The 16,402-nt window shown below is 73.8% G+C and carries 14 protein-coding genes and 1 pseudogene; 8 read left to right on the forward strand and 7 right to left on the reverse strand.

Annotated features, from left to right (window positions below):
- Positions 1 to 148: 148 nt before the first annotated feature.
- Positions 149 to 3,070, forward strand: coding sequence for an ATP-binding SpoIIE family protein phosphatase (locus AC2XR2_RS33870; protein WP_491518551.1), 2,922 nt, complete (start codon positions 149 to 151; stop codon positions 3,068 to 3,070).
- Here the strand turns inward: AC2XR2_RS33870 and AC2XR2_RS33875 are convergent.
- A complete protein-coding gene (locus tag AC2XR2_RS33875; protein ID WP_491517115.1) occupies positions 3,057 to 4,424 on the reverse strand; it encodes a hypothetical protein in 1,368 nt (455 codons plus the stop codon). The genes AC2XR2_RS33870 and AC2XR2_RS33875 overlap by 14 nt on opposite strands.
- Positions 4,425 to 4,517: 93 nt before the next feature.
- Here AC2XR2_RS33875 and AC2XR2_RS33880 point away from each other — a divergent pair, with 93 nt between their 5' ends.
- Both AC2XR2_RS33880 and AC2XR2_RS33885 read left to right on the forward strand, forming a co-directional pair.
- Positions 4,518 to 5,744, forward strand: coding sequence for a molybdopterin-dependent oxidoreductase (locus tag AC2XR2_RS33880; protein WP_491517116.1), 1,227 nt, complete (start codon positions 4,518 to 4,520; stop codon positions 5,742 to 5,744).
- A complete protein-coding gene (locus AC2XR2_RS33885; RefSeq protein WP_449353316.1) occupies positions 5,744 to 6,181 on the forward strand; it encodes a hypothetical protein in 438 nt (145 codons plus the stop codon). The genes AC2XR2_RS33880 and AC2XR2_RS33885 overlap by 1 nt, the downstream gene beginning before the upstream one ends.
- A 179-nt stretch (positions 6,182 to 6,360) precedes the next feature.
- On the opposite strand, the pseudogene AC2XR2_RS33890 reads toward AC2XR2_RS33885, so the two are convergent.
- The 3 genes and pseudogenes from AC2XR2_RS33890 to AC2XR2_RS33900 form a co-directional block, all read right to left on the reverse strand.
- A pseudogene (locus tag AC2XR2_RS33890) lies at positions 6,361 to 6,900 on the reverse strand (methyltransferase domain-containing protein); the annotation flags it as partial.
- Positions 6,897 to 7,505, reverse strand: a complete 609-nt coding sequence (locus AC2XR2_RS33895) for a TIGR04282 family arsenosugar biosynthesis glycosyltransferase (RefSeq protein WP_449353317.1) — start codon at positions 7,503 to 7,505, stop codon at positions 6,897 to 6,899. The gene AC2XR2_RS33895 and the pseudogene AC2XR2_RS33890, both read right to left, overlap by 4 nt.
- Positions 7,502 to 8,212 (reverse strand): glycosyltransferase family 2 protein, encoded by a 711-nt coding sequence (locus tag AC2XR2_RS33900; protein WP_491517117.1) that lies wholly within the window; start codon positions 8,210 to 8,212, stop codon positions 7,502 to 7,504. Before AC2XR2_RS33900 ends, AC2XR2_RS33895 begins: the two co-directional genes overlap by 4 nt.
- Before the next feature lie 103 nt (positions 8,213 to 8,315).
- Between AC2XR2_RS33900 and AC2XR2_RS33905 the strand changes: the two genes are divergently transcribed.
- Together AC2XR2_RS33905 and AC2XR2_RS33910 are read left to right on the forward strand one after the other, a co-directional pair.
- Entirely contained in the window at positions 8,316 to 9,032 is a 717-nt protein-coding gene (locus AC2XR2_RS33905; RefSeq protein WP_449353318.1) for a response regulator transcription factor, read from the forward strand.
- A 2-nt stretch (positions 9,033 to 9,034) separates the two neighbouring features.
- Positions 9,035 to 10,147: a sensor histidine kinase gene (locus AC2XR2_RS33910; protein WP_491517118.1), complete on the forward strand. Its 1,113-nt coding sequence runs from the start codon at positions 9,035 to 9,037 to the stop codon at positions 10,145 to 10,147.
- Between the two features lie 85 nt (positions 10,148 to 10,232).
- On the opposite strand, the gene AC2XR2_RS33915 is transcribed toward AC2XR2_RS33910, so the two are convergent.
- The 3 genes from AC2XR2_RS33915 to AC2XR2_RS33925 are packed head-to-tail and all read right to left on the reverse strand — an operon-like array spanning position 10,233 to position 13,406.
- Positions 10,233 to 11,234, reverse strand: coding sequence for an NAD-dependent epimerase/dehydratase family protein (locus tag AC2XR2_RS33915; RefSeq protein WP_491517119.1), 1,002 nt, complete (start codon positions 11,232 to 11,234; stop codon positions 10,233 to 10,235).
- 52 nt (positions 11,235 to 11,286) lie between these two features.
- Positions 11,287 to 12,735, reverse strand: coding sequence for a sensor histidine kinase (locus AC2XR2_RS33920; RefSeq protein WP_491517120.1), 1,449 nt, complete (start codon positions 12,733 to 12,735; stop codon positions 11,287 to 11,289).
- Positions 12,732 to 13,406 (reverse strand): response regulator transcription factor, encoded by a 675-nt coding sequence (locus AC2XR2_RS33925; protein WP_123763728.1) that lies wholly within the window; start codon positions 13,404 to 13,406, stop codon positions 12,732 to 12,734. The genes AC2XR2_RS33920 and AC2XR2_RS33925 overlap by 4 nt, the downstream gene beginning before the upstream one ends.
- A 175-nt stretch (positions 13,407 to 13,581) precedes the next feature.
- On the opposite strand from AC2XR2_RS33925, the gene AC2XR2_RS33930 reads away from it, so the two are divergent.
- The 3 genes from AC2XR2_RS33930 to AC2XR2_RS33940 are packed head-to-tail and all read left to right on the forward strand — an operon-like array spanning position 13,582 to position 16,371.
- Positions 13,582 to 14,922 carry a ferredoxin reductase family protein gene (locus tag AC2XR2_RS33930; protein WP_491517121.1) on the forward strand — a complete coding sequence of 447 codons (1,341 nt, stop codon included), beginning with the start codon at positions 13,582 to 13,584 and terminating at the stop codon, positions 14,920 to 14,922.
- A gap of 10 nt (positions 14,923 to 14,932) precedes the next feature.
- The gene (locus AC2XR2_RS33935) at positions 14,933 to 15,631 is read left to right on the forward strand and encodes an FMN-binding protein (RefSeq protein ID WP_381299194.1); all 699 of its coding nucleotides are present in this window, start codon (positions 14,933 to 14,935) and stop codon (positions 15,629 to 15,631) included.
- An 8-nt stretch (positions 15,632 to 15,639) separates the two neighbouring features.
- Positions 15,640 to 16,371 (forward strand): FAD:protein FMN transferase, encoded by a 732-nt coding sequence (locus AC2XR2_RS33940; RefSeq protein WP_381299195.1) that lies wholly within the window; start codon positions 15,640 to 15,642, stop codon positions 16,369 to 16,371.
- Positions 16,372 to 16,402 lie beyond the last annotated feature (31 nt).

Here is a 16,402-nt window from a genome sequence, read left to right on the forward strand (position 1 = left end):
GGCGTCGGCGTCCCGCGCGGGCGGCTCCGGAGACCCTGCGAAGGCTGTTGTGAGGCGCGTCACAAGAGGTCTACGGTGTAGGGGCTTGGAGAGCGCCGGGGGCGAGCCGAGCGGCGGCGAGCGACCGGGCCACCTCCTGGTGAGGGAAGTGATTCCGTTGTCCGTCACCTGGGACGACATCGGCGGCCTGGTCGATGCCCACGAACGATTCCTGGCCGGCGCCCGGGTGGACTCGGACGTCCGGGGAGCGGTGCTCGACTCCTGGAAGCGGTGCCGGTCCGTCGGTCTCGACCCCGACCGGCTCCTCGTGCCGTACGCGCCCGACCTCGCCCTGGACGAGGGCTTCCTGCGGGCCGCCGAACCGGTGCTGCACCGCCTGACCGGCTCCCTGTCCGAGGTGGGCATGACCATCGCGCTCTGCGACGGTCAGGGGCGGATGGTGCAACGGCTCGGCGGGGACCGGCTGTTGCGGGGGCGACTGGACGAGGTGCGGTTCGCCCCGGGTTTCGACGCCTCCGAGCAGGTCGTCGGCACCAACGGCGTGGGCACCGCGCTGGCCGAGCGCGGGCCCGTCTACGTCGTCGGCCGGGAACACTTCGCGGACTGCCTCCAGCCCTTCGCCTGCGCGGGGGCGCCGGTGCGCAATCCGCTCAGCGGGCACATCGAGGCCGTACTCGATCTGACCTGTCTGCGCGACGACGGCGACCCCCTGATGCTCCGGCTGGTCCGCGAGGCGGCCCGGGACATCGAGGCGCGGCTGCTGGACCAGGCCACGGAACGGGAGCGGGCGCTGCTGGCCGCGTACCGGCGGGCGGGGCGGGACGCCGGAGGGTGGCCGCGGCAGCCCGCGCCGGTGACCGGGGGCGCCGAGGGGGGTGGTCTCGGGCGGATCGATCTGGCCGTCCTGCGGGAGAAGGCCGAGGAGCTCATCGCGGCACCGCACCGGACCCTCGACGAGGTCATGCTCTCCGGCGGTCGCAGCGCGATGCTGCTGCGCCGGCAGGTACGGGGAGCGGCGGGTGAGACGGGTGTGGTGATCGAGGCGCGGATTCTGGGCGGCCGCCCGGACTCGGTGCCAGGCCCCCTCGACCTGCTCCCCGGTTCCCGACCGGGACCGCTGCCCACGACCGGGTCGACCCCGCCCCTGACCCCGACACCGACCCCGACTCCGACCCCGACACCGGCACCGGCACCGACCCCGGCCCCGACCCTGACACCGACGGCGACCCTGACGCCGGCACCGACGCCCGCCACGGCCATCAGAACCGGGACCCCGGCGAGGACCAGCGCGACCACGCCGAGCATCCCCACCCCCGCCCCCGCGACCGACGACCGTCTGCTCCTCCTCGGTGACCCCGGGGTCGGCCGGCTCGCCCTGCTCGCGCGCCGGCGGCTGGAATTGCTGCACGAGGCCGGGATCCGGATCGGCACCACCCTCGACGTCGCGCGCACCGCCGAGGAACTCGCGGAGGTGGCCGTGCCGCGGTTCGCCGACTTCACCGCCGTCGATCTGCCCGACCCCGTGCTGCACGGCGAGGAACCCGGGCCGCTCGGCGCCGACACCCCGCTGCGCCGGGTCGCCGTGGGCAGCGTGCGCGAGGAGCCCGACCTGTACGGCGTCGGCGACCAGGTCGGCTATGTGCCCTCGACCCCGCAGTCCCGCAGCCTGGAGAGCGGGCGGGCGGTGCTGGAACCCGTGCTCGCGGAGGCGGGCGGCTGGCTCGCCCAGGACCCGGCGCGGCTCGCCCGGGTGCTCACGGCCGGCATCCACTCCCTGATCACCGTGCCGCTGCGGGCCCGCGGCACGACCCTCGGCGTGGTCAGCTTCTACCGATCGGGACAGCCCGTCCCCTTCGAGGAGGACGACCTCTCCCTCGCCCAGGAACTGGCCGGCCGCGCGGCCATCTGCATCGACAACGCCCGCCGCTACACCCGCGAGCACAACACCGCGCTCGCCCTCCAGCGCAGCCTGCTGCCCAAGGGCCGCCCCGAGCAGAGCGCGGTCGAGGTCGCCTACCGGTACCTGCCCGCGCAGGCCGGTGTCGGCGGCGACTGGTTCGACGTGATCCCGCTGTCCGGGGCCCGGGTGGCCCTGGTGGTCGGCGATGTCGTCGGCCACGGCCTGCACGCCGCCGCCACCATGGGCCGGCTGCGCACCGCCGTGCACAACTTCTGCTCCCTCGACCTGCCGCCCGACGAACTCCTCACCCACCTCGACGACCTGGTGGCCCGACTGGACCGCGGCGAGGGCTGGGCGGTCGACAGCGACCAGGCGGACTCCGGCATCGTCGGAGCGACCTGCCTCTACGCCGTCTACGACCCGGTGTCCCGGCGCTGCACCCTGACCCGTGCCGGACACCCCCTGCCCGCGGTCGTCGCCCCCGACGGCAGCGTCGAGTTCGTCGACCTGCCCTCCGGACCGCCCCTCGGACTCGGCGGCATGCCCTTCGAGACCGTCGAGCTGGAACTCGCCGAGGGCAGCCAACTGGTGCTCTACACCGACGGGTTGATCGAGGACCGGCACCAGGACATCGACACCGGCCTCGCCCGGTTGCGCTCCGTGCTCGCCCGCGCCGACCGGCCGCCGGAGGAGACCTGCGAGGCCGTCCTGGACGCGATGCTCCCGGCCCGGCCCAGCGACGACGTGGCCCTGCTCGTCGCCCGCACCCGCGCCCTCGATCCCGGGCGGGTCGCCCAGTGGGAGCTGCCGAGCGACCCGGCGGTCGTCTCCCGCTCCCGCGCCGCGGTCACCGAACAGCTCGCCGCATGGGGCCTCACGGACCTGTCGTTCACCGTCGAACTCGTCGCCAGCGAACTCGTCACCAACGCCATCCGGCACGCCACCGGCCCGGTCCGGCTCCGGCTGCTCCGGGACCGCGCCCTCATCTGCGAGGTCTCCGACGGCAGCAACACCTCACCCCGGCTGCGCCGCGCCCGCACCGAGGACGAGGGCGGCCGCGGCCTCTTCCTGGTCGCCCAGCTCGCCGAACGCTGGGGGACCCGCTACACGCCCGACGGGAAGATCATCTGGACCGAACTGCCGCTGCCGGGACGGCTCACCATCCCGTGAGCAGCAGATGGTTGAGGAGCAGCGCGACCAGGGCCTGCCCGACCAGCCAGCCCCGCACTCCCGTCACAAGCGCACACGCGGGCAACAGCCAAACGGCGAACGGCAACCAGATGCGTTCGGTCTCCGCCTTGCTCATACCGGAGAGATCGGCGACGAGCAGAGCCAGCACAGCGGCGAGCACCAGGACCGCCAACGGGCGCGGGGCCGCATCGATATGCGGCTCCGCCGCGGGGCGCGACCAGCCCCCGCCCCGCCACAGCCGAACGACGACCCGCCGCACCCCCGCCACAGTGGCCGGACCCACGATCAGCACAGCGCACGCCAGATTCGCCCACACCCAGTACCCGTACGGCCGGACCCCGCCCGCCCCCTGGTAGTAGCGGGTGACGAGAATCCGGTACCCCTCCCACCACTCGAACCCCAGCGCGGTGAAGACGACCGGAGCGACCGCGCAGCCGGCCAGCGCCGGCCACAGGGACCGACGGGAGGACCCCACCCACACCACCGCCCCGGCGATGACGAGCATCAGCGTCAGGCCGTACGACAGATAGACGGTCAGCCCGAACAGCAGTCCCGAGCAGAAGCCGCACAGTGTCGGCCGGACCCCCCGCACCGCGAGGGCGAGCAGGGCCACCGCCCAGGCGGCCACCGCCGCGAAGTACCCGTCGGCCGAGGTGCCCACCCAGACCGCGGCCGGGGCCAGGACCAGGAAGGGCGCGGCGCGGCGGGCGAGCGACTCGTCGGCGAGGGCCCGTACGGCGACCAGGACCGCGACCGCCGCGGTGGTGCCGAGGGTGATGCACCAGGTCCCCGCCCAGCCCCCGCCGCCGAGGCCGACCCGGTCGAGCAGGACGAAGGTGAGGGTGGCGCCCGGGGGATGCCCGGCGACATGGGCGCCCCAGTTGTCGGGAGCGTCGATCAGGATGTGCCGGGTGAAGTCCCGCAGGGCCGCCGGGATGTCGTGGAAGCGAGGGACGGCCCGGAGGTACTCGTTCCGAGTGGTGAGCTGTTCGGCGACGCCCCGGTGCCAGCCGTCCACGAGGGCCAGGGACCACGTCCAGGCCATGCCCGCGCCCCAGACGGCGAGCAGCAGCGGGCGCCAGGGCAGCCGGGCGGCGAGCGAGGGGCCGTAGGCCACCACGGCGGCCGCGACGAGCACCGCGGCCGGGGTGCCGGGACCGACATGGGGATCCCAACTCGCCAGCAGGGGCGGCCAGTCGACACGGAGGGAGCCGTCCCGGTGCTGGATCGCCCGGCCGACCAGGACGGCGGTCAGCACGAGGAGCGCGGCGCACAGGGCCGCATACAGGTCACGACGAAGGTCCCGGTTCACCCGGACGACGCTAGGGCGCATGGGCGCCCCCGGACGGCTGACATGCGACGACGTCAGACTTTCGTCATGGTTCGCGGACGCGTTTCCGGGGTGCCGCGGACCTACCGTCGGGGCATGGCACGGTCTCCCTTCACCCCCTCCTTCTGGCGCAGCCCGCTGCGCGGCCCCTGGCTCACCTCGGTCCTCGGGGTCGTCCTCCTCGGCGGCATCACGCTGCTGTTCGTGACGGGGCTGCTGTCGTACGCCGCCTACAACCCGGACCTCGCGCCGGTGAACGACAAGACCCCGGACAAGGGGATCCTCGGCTTCTACCTCTTCTCCTGGCCGACCGACCCGCACTGGCTCTACCGGCTGACCCAGGGGGTCCACGTCACCCTCGGCATCACCCTGATCCCCGTCCTGCTGGCCAAGCTGTGGTCGGTGGTGCCCAAGCTGTTCACGCTGCCGCCCGCGCGCTCCCTCGCGCACGCCCTGGAGCGGGTCTCGCTGCTTCTGCTGGTCGGTGGCGCGCTCTTCGAGTTCGTGACCGGGGTGCTCAACGTCCAGCTCGACTACGTCTTCCCGGGCTCCTTCTACCCGCTGCACTTCTACGGGGCGTGGGTGTTCTTCACCGCGTTCGTCGCGCACGCCGTGCTGAAGATGCCCCTCGCGCTCCGCAATCTGCGGCAACTCAGGGAAGAGAAAACCGAGTTGGTGTCACCGGACCCCGCCGAGCCGACCGTGTCCCGGCGTGGGGCCCTCTGGTTCGTCGGGGGCGGATCGCTGCTGCTGTTCCTCACCACGGCCGGGCAGAGCTTCGACGGCGCGCTCCGCAGAACCGCCCTGTTCGCCCCGCACGGGGGCGCCGAGCCGGCGTCGGGGCCGGGCGGCTTCCAGATCAACAAGACGGCCACCTACGCGGGGATCGACCAGGTCGAGACGAGCGAGGAGGTCTGGCGGCTGGTCGTCGTCGGGCGTGCCGGCCGTACCGTCCGCCTCAGCCGTGCCGACCTGCTCCGACTCCCGCTGCACAGCTCGGCGTTGCCCATCGCCTGCGTGGAGGGCTGGTCCACCTCCGACCAGTGGTGGCGCGGGGTGCGGCTGCGGGACCTCGCGGCGCTCGTCGGGTACGAGGACGCGCCACCGGACCTCTTCGTGGAGTCGCTGCAACGGCACGGCGCCTTCCGGCGGGCCGCCCTGCGCGCCAACCAGGTCGCCGACCCGCGCTCCCTGCTCGCCCTGTCCGTCAACGGCGAGGACCTGACCCCCGACCACGGCCACCCGGCCCGGATCATCGTGCCCGCGGCACCCGGTGTGCTCAACACCAAGTGGGTGGCGCGGCTGACCTTCGGAGACCTGTGATGCGGATCCCTCTCGGCAGCCCCCTCCAACTCCTCCTGCTCGTCTGCTCGTTCGCCCTAGCGGGGTACGCGGGAGTGCGGCTGCTCGCCGGGGACCGGTTCGGGATCGCGCTGTGGTTCGTCGGGGCGGCCGTCCTGCACGACCTGGTGCTGCTGCCGCTGTACGCGGCGGCGGACCGGGCGCTGGTGCGGACGGCGGGCCGGCACGTCCTGTACGTCCGGGTGCCGGCCGCCTTCTCCCTGCTGCTCCTGCTCGTGTGGTTCCCGCTGATCAGCGGGCAGGTCGCGGACCGCTACGCCTCGGCGACCGGCCTGTCCCCGGACGGCTTCCTGGCCCGCTGGCTGCTGGTGACGGCCGTGCTCTTCGGCGGTTCGGCGGTGGTCCTCGTCGTACGGCGGCGCAGGGCCACGAAGCAGCGGCCGCCCGCCGTCCACTGATCCACCGGCGCCCAGCCGGCGCGGGCCGCGTGCCGCAGCAGGGCGGCGGTACCGAGCCGGGCCCACGGGAACGGGTCGCCGACCGCGCCACGGGCGTCGGTGACATGCACCCGGACCCGCTCGTCGAGGTCGGGATCGGTGACCGTCTCGACGATCAACAGGCCGCCGCGCGAGAGGAGTTGGGCCGTACGGTCGAGCAGGGCCGTGGGGTCGCCGCCGATGCCGATGTTGCCGTCGAGCAGCAGCGCGGTGCCCCAACGACCCTCGCCGGGCAGGGACTCGAAGACGGACCGCCGCAGGGCCTGCCCGCCGAGCGCGACGGTCCGCGCGACCGCCGCGTCGCTCACGTCGATGCCGAGCACCCGCCGTCCGCGGGCCCCGAGCGCGGCGACGAGCCGCCCCGGACCGCACCCGACATCCAGCACCGCGCCCTCGCAGCGCCGCAGCACCCCCAGATCCACGGCGTCCGCGGCGGCGCACCAGCGCTCCAGTTCGAGCGGGAGCAGCCAGCCGTCGGCCCGGCCCAGGAAGAGGGGGCCCCGGCCGGTACGCAGGGCCCGCGCGTAGGGGTCGGCGGACCAGGTGCCGTCCGCCGCCTCCGGCCCATCCCTGCGGGCGTCGCCCGCCGGGGCTGCGTAAGCCCGGGCACCGGCGCCCGGCAGCACCGACCTGAGGCGGGGTGCCGCGCCGGTCGAGATGCCGACTCGTGGCCCCCTCACCGCGGCACCCCCGCGATCCGGGTCAGTTCCGTCGCGAACCGTCCGTGCGGGGCCTCCCGGGCGACCCGTTCCGCGTCGGACGCCGTGTCCACGTCCCGCAGCGGGGGCAGGTCCCGTACCCGCAGGCCGGTCAGCCGGGCGCGCTGGGCCGCACCGGTGCCGGGGGTCGACATCGGGACCCCGCGCAGCCGGGACGGGTCCGGTTCGGCCAGGCCCAGCGCCCAGAAGCCGCCGTCCTCCGCGGGCCCGAAGTACGCCTCGCAGTCGGCGAAGTCCACCGTGAGCAGCTCGGGCGTCACCTGGGGGGTGTCCATGCCGATGAGCAGGGCCGGCCCGTCGCAGCCCGCGAAGGCAGCGGCCAGCCGTTCGTCGAGGCCGCCCGCGCACTGCCGTACGACCTCGAAACCCGGCGGCAGCCAGGGGCCCGGGGCGCCCTCCAGGACCAGGACCCGGCGCCGGGCCGGAGTGCGGGCCACCACGTCGAGGGTGTCCGCGAGGGACGCCTCGGCCAGCGCGGCCGCCTGTTCGGGCGTGAACGGCGGGGTGAGCCGGGTCTTGACCCGACCCGGCCTCGGCTCCTTGGCGATGACGAGCAGTGTGGTCACACCCGCACCCCCGTCCCGGATCCGGAGAGGACCTGGCTCATGTCCCGCACCGCCTGCCACGTGCCCCGCCAGGTGCCCGTCACCTTGGAGGCACCGGTCCGCGCGCGGTACGGCACGTCGTGCTCGGTGATCCGCCAGCCCGCGTCGGCCGCCCGGACCACCATCTCCAGCGGATAGCCGCTGCGCCGGTCCGTGAGGCCGAGGGCGAGCAGCGGCTCACGCCGGGCGGCCCGCAGCGGCCCCAGGTCGTGCAGCCGCAGACCGGTGCGGCGGCGCAGCAGCCGGGCGAGCGCGAGGTTGCCCGCGCGGGCGTGCGCCGGCCACGCACCGCGGGCCTGCGGGCGGCGCCGGCCGAGCACGAGGTCCGCCTCACCGGCCAGCACCTCGGCCACGAACGGCACCAGGTCCGACGGGTCCAGCGAGGCGTCGCAGTCGCAGAAGCACACGAGGTCGGCCGTGGCCGCGGTCAGTCCCGCATGGCAGGCGGCGCCGAAGCCGCGCCGCTCCTCGCGGACGACGGTCGCGCCGAGAGCCCGGGCGATGCCGGCCGAGCCGTCCGAGGAGCCGTTGTCCACGACGAGCGCGCGCCAGCCGGGCGGAACGCGTTCCAGCACCCAGGGCAGGGCCCCGGCCTCGTCCAGGCAGGGCAGCACGACGTCCACGGACGCCGCCGGTTCGTTCACTGAAGGGGTTGTCACGGCTTTCACCCTACGAACGCAGAACGGGCAAACCGGACTCCGGCTCCTTACGAAACAAGGACGTCGCCGCCCGTCCGCGGCACATCCGCGCGCGCGGTGCGAGGCTGGCGGCATGGAGCAGCAGCAGTACGCACAGACCCGGCGCCGGGTCCTCGTCGTCGACGACGACCCCACCGTCGCCGAGGTGGTCTCCGGCTACCTGGACCGGGCCGGATACCTCGTGGACCGGGCCGCCGACGGCCCCGAGGCACTCGCCCGGGCCACCGCACACCGCCCGGACCTCGTCGTCCTCGACCTGATGCTGCCCGGCATGGACGGTCTGGAGGTGTGCCGCCGGATGCGGGGGAGCGGGCCCGTCCCGGTCATCATGCTCACCGCGCGCGGCGACGAGGACGACCGCATCCTGGGCCTGGAGGTCGGCGCCGACGACTACGTCACCAAGCCCTTCAGTCCCCGCGAACTGGTCCTGCGCGTCGAGTCCGTGCTGCGCCGCTCCCGGCCCGCCCAGCAGGCCGGAACCCTGCGCGCCGCCGGGCTCAGCCTCGACCCCCAGGCCCGCCGCGCCACCAAGAACGGCGCCGAACTCGCCCTGACCATCCGCGAGTTCGACCTCCTCGCGTTCTTCCTGCGGCACCCCGGCCGGGTCTTCGGCCGCGAGGACCTGATGCGGGAGGTGTGGGGCTGGGACTTCGGCGACCTGTCCACCGTCACCGTCCATGTGCGCAGGCTGCGCGGAAAGGTCGAGGACGACCCGGCGCGCCCGCGGCTCATCCAGACCGTGTGGGGTGTCGGATACCGCTTCGAGGACGCCGCGGGAAGCGAGGCCTGACCATGCGCGACATGCTCCTCATCGCCCTCTACGCCTTCCTCGGCGCAGTCGCCGCCGGCCTCCTCGGCGCGTGGGTCCTGCTGCTGGTCCGGCGCCGCTCGCTCTCCCTGCACCTCACCGTGGTCGCCGCGGTCGGCATCACCGCGATGCTGGCCGGCACCCTCGCGGTCGCCCAGGCGATGTTCCTGTCCGGCCACGACCTGCGGGTCGTCACCACCGTCGTCCTGATGGCCGCGGTGGTCTCGCTGGCCACCGCCCTGCTGCTCGGCCGCTGGGTCGCCGCCCGCAGCCGGGCCCTCGCCCTCGCCGCCCGTTCCTTCGGCGACGGCGGCGACTTCACCTCGCCCGGCGGCCCCACCACCGCCGAACTCGACACCCTCAGCCGTGAGTTGGAGGCCACCAGCGCCAGACTCGCCGAGTCCAGGGAGCGCGAGAGGGCCCTGGAGTCCTCCCGTCGCGAACTCGTCGCCTGGATCTCCCACGACCTGCGCACCCCGCTCGCCGGGCTGCGCGCGATGTCCGAGGCCCTGGAGGACGGTGTCGCCGCCGACCCCGCCCGCTATCTGCGGCAGATCCGCACCGAGGTGGAACGCCTCAACGACATGGTCGGCGACCTCTTCGAGCTCTCCCGCATCCACGCCGGGACGCTGGCGCTGAGCCCGAGCCGGATCTCCCTGTACGACCTCGTCTCGGACGCCCTCGCGGGCGCCGACCCGCTGGCCCGTGAGCACGGCGTACGGCTGGTCGGCGACCGGGTGGCGGCCGTGCCGGTCGAGGTGGACGGCAAGGAGATGAGCCGCGTCCTGGGCAACCTCCTCGTCAACGCCATCCGCCGCACCCCCCCGGACGGCACGGTCGCGGTGGCCGCCGAGCACCGCGCCGAGGGCGTCGTGCTGTCCGTCACGGACGGCTGCGGCGGTATCCCCGAGGAGGACCTGCCCCGCGTCTTCGACACCGGCTGGCGCGGCACGCACGCCCGAACTCCCCCTGCCGGGGCGGGACTCGGCCTCGCGATCGTCCGGGGCATCGTGGAGGCCCACGCGGGCCGGGCCACCGTACGCAATGTGCCGGGCGGCTGCCGCTTCGAGGTGGTGCTGCCGTCGGCGGCTTCCTGAAAGAGCCGCCGGGGCCGCTCGAGAAAATGGTGGTGCCGCCCGTGGCCGCTTTCTTTCACGGGCGGCACCACCGGTCCACCGCGGGCTACGCGTCCCGCATCCCGGCGCCCGCGAACTCCCGCATCCCCTCGGCGAATCCGACCTCCGCCTTCCACCCCAGCTCCGCCCGCAGCCGTGCCGAGTCCGCCGTGATGTGCCGTACGTCCCCGAGGCGGTACTCCCCGGTGACCACCGGCTCGGGACCGCCGTACGCCTCGGCGAGCGCGCGGGCCATCTCGCCCACCGTGTGCGGCTCCCCGCTCCCGGTGTTGTACGACGTGAGCGCGCCGTCCGCCGAACCCGCCTCCAGCGCCGCCACGTTGGCCGCGGCCACGTCCCGCACATGGACGAAGTCCCGGCGCTGACCGCCGTCCTCGAAGACCCGCGGGGCCTCACCGCGCGCGAGCGCCGAGCGGAAGAAGGAGGCGACGCCGGCGTACGGGGTGTCGCGGGGCATGCCCGGCCCGTACACGTTGTGGTAGCGCAGCGCCACCGCGGACCAGCCCGTGGCCCGCGCCCAGGACGCGGACAGGTGTTCCTGGGCGAGCTTGGTCGTCGCGTACACGTTCCGCGGGTCGACCGGGGCGTCCTCACCGACCAGTCCCGGCGAGAGGGCCGCGCCGCACCGCGGGCAGGGCGGCTCGAAGCGCCCCGCGTCCAGGTCGGCCACGGCGCGCGGGCCCGGTCGTACGGCCCCGTGCCGGGGGCAGGTGTAGCGGCCCTCGCCGTACACGACCATGGACCCGGCGAGCACCAGCCGCCGTACGCCCAGGTCGGCCATGGCGGCGAGCAGGACCGCCGTACCGAGGTCGTTGTGGGAGACGTATTGCGGGGCGTCGGCGAAATCCACGCCCAGGCCGACCATGGCCGCCTGGTGGCACACGGCGTCCACCCCGGTCAGGGCGCGGCGGACGGCGTCGGCGTCCCGTACGTCGGACGCCGGGTCGGTCCGGACGTCGTACGGGAGGGGCTCGTGGCCGCCTGCCGCGAGCGCCTCGACGATCTGGGACCCGATGAATCCGGCACCGCCGGTGACCAGTACGCGCATGCCCTCACGCTAGGGCCGTGACGGGCCCGGACGACCGGGCCGCGCCCGCATGTCACGGCTTCGTAAGACTCAGCGGGAACGACACCGTGAACACCGTCGAGCCGGGCCCGCTGCTCAGCTCGACGGTTCCGCCGTGCGCCCGGACCAGGGAGTTCGCCACCGCCAGGCCCAGTCCGCTGCCGCCCCGGTCCCGGCTGCGGGCCTTGTCGACCCGGTAGAAGCGGTCGAAGACCCGCTCCTGGTCGGCGGCCGGGATACCGGGGCCCGCGTCCGCGATCCGCACCCGCGCGCTCCCGTCCCGCACCCGCACCCCGACCGACACCTCGGTGCCCGGCGGGGTGTGGACGGCCGCGTTGGTGAGGAGGTTGTCGAGGACCTGGCGGACCCGCTGCGGATCGAGCCGCAGCTTCAGGGCCTGCGGTCCCGGCGTCACCGTCAGCGGATGGTCCGGGTGACTCGCGCGGAAGGCGTCGGCCGCGTGCTCGACCAGTTCCACCAGGTCCACCTCGGCGGGCCTGAGCGGGGTCTCGACCTCCGCCGCGTCCAGCCGCGCGAGCAGCAGCAGGTCGTCCAGGAGGAAGCCCATCCGGGCCGCCTCGGCACGCAGCCGGGCCAGGTGCTTGTCGCGCTCCTCGGGGGCGTTCGCGGCGGCGTACTGGAAGAGGTCCGCGTAGCCCCGTACGGACATCAAGGGGGTGCGCAGCTCGTGCGAGGCGTCCGCGACGAACCGGCGCAGCCGCTGCTCGGCCTCCGCGCGGACCGCGAGCGAGTCGTCGATGTGCTCCAGCATGGTGTTGAACGCCGTCCGCAGCTCCTCGACCTCCGGGCCGCCGCCCCGCTTGTCGGCGCGCAGCGGCAGCCGGGCCGCCGGCTCGGAGAGGTCGTGGGAGGCGATGCCGTGCGCGGTGGACGCCATGTCGCTCAGCGGTTGCAGACCGCGCCGCAGCAGCCTGCGGCCGACCACCACGAGCGCCAGCAGGGCCAGCCCGAACGCGATCACCTGGACGGTGATCAGCCGCCGTACCGTGTCGTCGATGTCGTCCAGCGGCGCGGCGCTGACCAGGACCACCCCGGGCTTCACCTCACAGGCCCGCAGCCGGTACTCGCCGGCGCCCGCGATGTGCTCGGTGCGCAACAGCTCGGTGTGCGCGGCGGTCTGCGCCCCGGCCAGGGCGGTGAAGGCGCCGACGTCCTCCGGCAGGTCGCCGGCGTCCTCGGGCTTGCGGAGCGTGGGGGTGCCGTCCGTCACGTCGTACACGGCGTAGAACCAGCTCCAGTACTTCTTGCCGGAGAGGGTGCCGTAGTCCGCGATGCTCTTGGACTGGGCGATCTGCGCCTGTGCGAGCTGGGTGTCGAGCTGGGCCGACAGGTAGTCCCGCATGTACGTGGTCAGCGCGGTGCCCACGACCGCGAACACCACCAGGGCCAGCGCGCCGAGCCCCAGCGCCAGCCGGGTCCCGAGCCGCATCCGCCGGTACGCCGAGCGCAGCCGCCGGATCACTCGGCCGCCTGCCGGATGACGTACCCGAAGCCGCGCACGGTGTGGATCAGCGGCGCCCGGCCGTCGTCGGGCTCGTCCAGCTTGCGGCGCAGCCGGCTGACGACCAGCTCGACGACGTTGGAGCGGCCGCCGAAGCCGTACTCCCACACATGGTCGAGGATCTGCGCCTTGGTGAGCACGGTCGGCGACTTGCGCATCAGGTACCGCAGCACCTCGTACTCGGTCGGGGTGAGGGTGAGCAGCTTGTCACCCCGGCGCACCTCGCGGGTGTCCTCGTCCATGGTGAGGTCCCCGACGCTGAGCACCGAGCGCTGGAAGCCGGGTCCGGCGGCGCGCCGCAGCACGGTCCGCAGCCGGGCCATCAGCTCCTCCACGGCGAACGGCTTGACCAGGTAGTCGTCGCCGCCCCGGGTCAGCCCGGCCACCCGGTCGGCGACCGCGTCCCGCGCGGTGAGGAACACCACCGGCACCATGGTCCCCGAGCGGCGCAGCCGGTCCAGGACGCCGAAGCCGTCGATGTCGGGCAGCATCAGGTCGAGCACCACGATGTCCGGACGGAACTCCGCGGCACGGCTCAGCGCCTCCTCACCGGAGTTCGCGGTGACCGCCTCCCAGCCCTCGTAGCGGGCGACCGTCGCCACGAGATCGGCGATCGGCGGGTCGTCGTCCACGACGAGGAGTCGTACTTTTTCCACCTGCTCATAGTGCTTCACAGCGGGCCGAAAGCCAGCGCCGGACGGGAACCCGGGACAGATCGATAACCTCTTGAAAGTTGTACGACAGCTGATCGACAGCTGCCGCCGGGGAAGCTCGGTAGCCCAGGCCCCGATCAAGGAGCTCCCTCCCGTGACGACCGTCCAATCGCCCCCCGCGCCCCCCACGGCGGCCAAACGCCCCAGGGTGGTGGCCCGCACCGGGCTGTACGCCGTGCTGGCCGCCAACGCGGCGGTGGTCGCCTGGTTCTTCACCCAGGCGGGCTTCGCCTCCAACGCGCTGATCGTGCTCGGCCGCCTGACCGGTCTGTACGCCGCGCTCATCATGGCCTTCCAGCTGGTGCTGGTGGCCCGGCTGCCCTGGCTCGACCGCCGCATCGGCATGGACCGGCTGACCTCCTGGCACCGCTGGACCGGCTTCGGCATCCTGTGGACGCTCCTCGCGCACGTCGTCTTCATCGCCTTCGGCTACGCCGAGGGCACCGACACGGGCCCGATCGGTGAGGTCGTCGACCTCGCCGAGACCACCGAGGGAGTGCTCCGCGCGGTCGTCGCGTTCTTCCTGATCCTCGTGGTCGGCGCGGTCTCCGCCCGCTACGCCCGGCGCCGCCTCGCCTACGAGACCTGGCACTTCATCCACCTCTACACCTACGTCGCCGTGGTGCTGGCCTTCACCCACCAGGTCTCGGTCGGGACCACCTTCACGTCCTCGTCCGCCGCCACCGCCTACTGGTACGGCGTCTGGGGCGTCGCGCTCGGTTCCGTCGTCCTGGGCCGCGCGGTGCTCCCGCTGTGGCGCAACTGGCGCCACCAGTTCCGGGTCACCGCCGTGGTCCCCGAGAACGACAACGTCGTGTCGATCTACATCAGCGGCAAGGACCTCGACCAACTGCCCGCCCGCGCGGGCCAGTTCTTCCTGTGGCGCTTCCTGACCGCCGACCGCTGGTGGCAGGCCAACCCCTTCTCCCTGTCCGCCGCCCCCGACGGAAAAACCCTGCGCCTGACCGCCAAGGCGGCCGGCGAGGGCAGCGCCGCCCTCCGGCACGTCAAGGTCGGCACCCGCGTCTTCGCCGAGGGCCCCTACGGCGCCTTCACCGCCCTGCACCGCACCCGCCCCGAGTCCCTCCTGATCGCCGGCGGCGTCGGCGTCACCCCGATCCGGGCCCTCCTGGAGGAGCTGGAGGGCCACGCCGTGGTCATCTACCGGGTCGGCTCCGACCGGGACGCCGTCCTCTACGACGAGCTGCGCGACCTCGCGGGCGCCAAGGGCGCCGACCTCCACCTGGTCACCGGGCCGCCGGTGCCCGACAAGCTGGCGGCGGCCGAACTGGCCCGCCTCGTGCCGGACATCGCCGAGCGGGACGTCTTCCTGTGCGGGCCGCCCCCGATGATGAACGCCGTGCTGGGCAGCCTGCGGGAGCTGAACGTGCCCAAGGCGCAGACCCACTTCGAGCGCTTCAGCCTGGCGGGATGAGGAAGAGACCGTGAAACGAGCCATACCTGTCGTCGTCCTGAGCATCGCGGGCCTGGTGCCCGTGTGGCTGTACCAGCCCTCGGCCGGCTCCTCGACCGTCCAGGCCGCCACCCCGGCGCCGACGTCCACGTCCTCCGCCGGGTCGTCCGGCGAGAACGTGGTCACGACCACGACGGTCGAGACGGAGAAGGGGCCCCTGCAACTCCAGGTGACCTTCGCCGGTACGAAGATCACCGCCGTGAGGACGCTCCAGCAGCCCGACCACCCGCAGACCGAGGCCGCCGTGCCGAAACTCGTGGCGGAGACCCTCCAGGCGCAGAGCGCGGACATCGACACCGTCTCCGGTGCCACGATCACCAGCGAGGCCTACAAGGACTCCCTCCAGGCCGCGATCGACGACAACGCGAAGACGGCGTCGGCATCCCCTGCGGCATCGGCCACGCAGCAGTCGTCCCAGACCGTCGACGGCACCGCGGTCGACACCGAGAAGGGCACCGTCCAGGTGCAGGTGACCTTCGAGGGCGACAAGATCACCACCGTGAACATGCTCCAGCAGCCGAACCACCCGCAGACCACCGCGGCCGTGCCCCAGCTGATCTCGGGGACCCTGGAGGCGCAGAGCGCGGACATCGACACGGTGTCCGGAGCGACCATCACCAGTGACGGCTACAAGGAGTCCCTCCAGGCCGCGATCGACGCGAAGGGCTGAGCACCGCGATGCACCGGGTCGAACACGTCATGGGCTTCCCCGTCTCACTGCGGGTCGACGACGAGCACGTCCCCGCGTCGGCGGCGGACGAGGTCTTCGCGTGGCTGCGCGAGGCCGACGCCCGGTTCAGCCCGTTCAAGGAGGACAGCGAGGTGTCGCGGTACGACCGCGCCGAGCTGACCTCCGACGAGCTGAGCCCCGACCTGCGCGAGATCCTCGCCCTGTGCGAGCACTACCGTCTCGCCACGGGCGGCGCCTTCGACGTACGGCCGCCCGGTCGCCGTCTCGACCCCTGCGCGGTGGTCAAGGGCTGGTCGGTGCAGCGGGCCGCGGAACTGCTCAGGGCCGCGGGCGCGACCCGGTTCGTGCTGAACGCCGGTGGTGACGTGGTCGTCTCCGGCGGTCCCTGGCGGGTGGGTGTACGGCATCCCGAGCACGCCGACCAGTTGTGCACGGTGCTCACGCTCACCGACGGGGCGGTCGCCACCTCCGCGCGTTACGAACGCGGCGACCACATCCTCGACGCCCGCACCGGCCGTCCGGCGACGGGCCTGCTCAGCCTGACGGTCGTGGCGCCGACCCTCACGGAGGCCGACTCGGTCGCCACGGCGGCCTTCGCCCTGGGCCCCGAGGGCGTCGACTGGGCGGCCTCCCTGGCGGGCTGCGAGGTCTTCGCGGTGGATGCCGAGCGCCGGGTACTGCGTACGCCCGGCTTCCCCGCGGCTCCCGCGGCCGCCTGAACGGACAGCGCCCGGACCGCCGTCACGGTGT

The organism is Streptomyces sp. LS-MS-L19 (genome assembly GCF_058382285.1).

What these genes read in the sequence shown, in the direction of transcription:
- AC2XR2_RS33875 (WP_491517115.1), bottom strand. Translation starts at nt 4,424, where the DNA reads ATGCGCCCTAGCGTCGTCCGGGTGAACCGGGACCTTCGTCGTGACCTG.
- AC2XR2_RS33880 (WP_491517116.1), top strand. Translation starts at nt 4,518, where the DNA reads ATGGCACGGTCTCCCTTCACCCCCTCCTTCTGGCGCAGCCCGCTGCGC.
- AC2XR2_RS33885 (WP_449353316.1), top strand. Translation starts at nt 5,744, where the DNA reads ATGCGGATCCCTCTCGGCAGCCCCCTCCAACTCCTCCTGCTCGTCTGC.
- AC2XR2_RS33905 (WP_449353318.1), top strand. Translation starts at nt 8,316, where the DNA reads ATGGAGCAGCAGCAGTACGCACAGACCCGGCGCCGGGTCCTCGTCGTC.
- AC2XR2_RS33910 (WP_491517118.1), top strand. Translation starts at nt 9,035, where the DNA reads ATGCGCGACATGCTCCTCATCGCCCTCTACGCCTTCCTCGGCGCAGTC.
- AC2XR2_RS33915 (WP_491517119.1), bottom strand. Translation starts at nt 11,234, where the DNA reads ATGCGCGTACTGGTCACCGGCGGTGCCGGATTCATCGGGTCCCAGATC.
- AC2XR2_RS33940 (WP_381299195.1), top strand. Translation starts at nt 15,640, where the DNA reads ATGCACCGGGTCGAACACGTCATGGGCTTCCCCGTCTCACTGCGGGTC.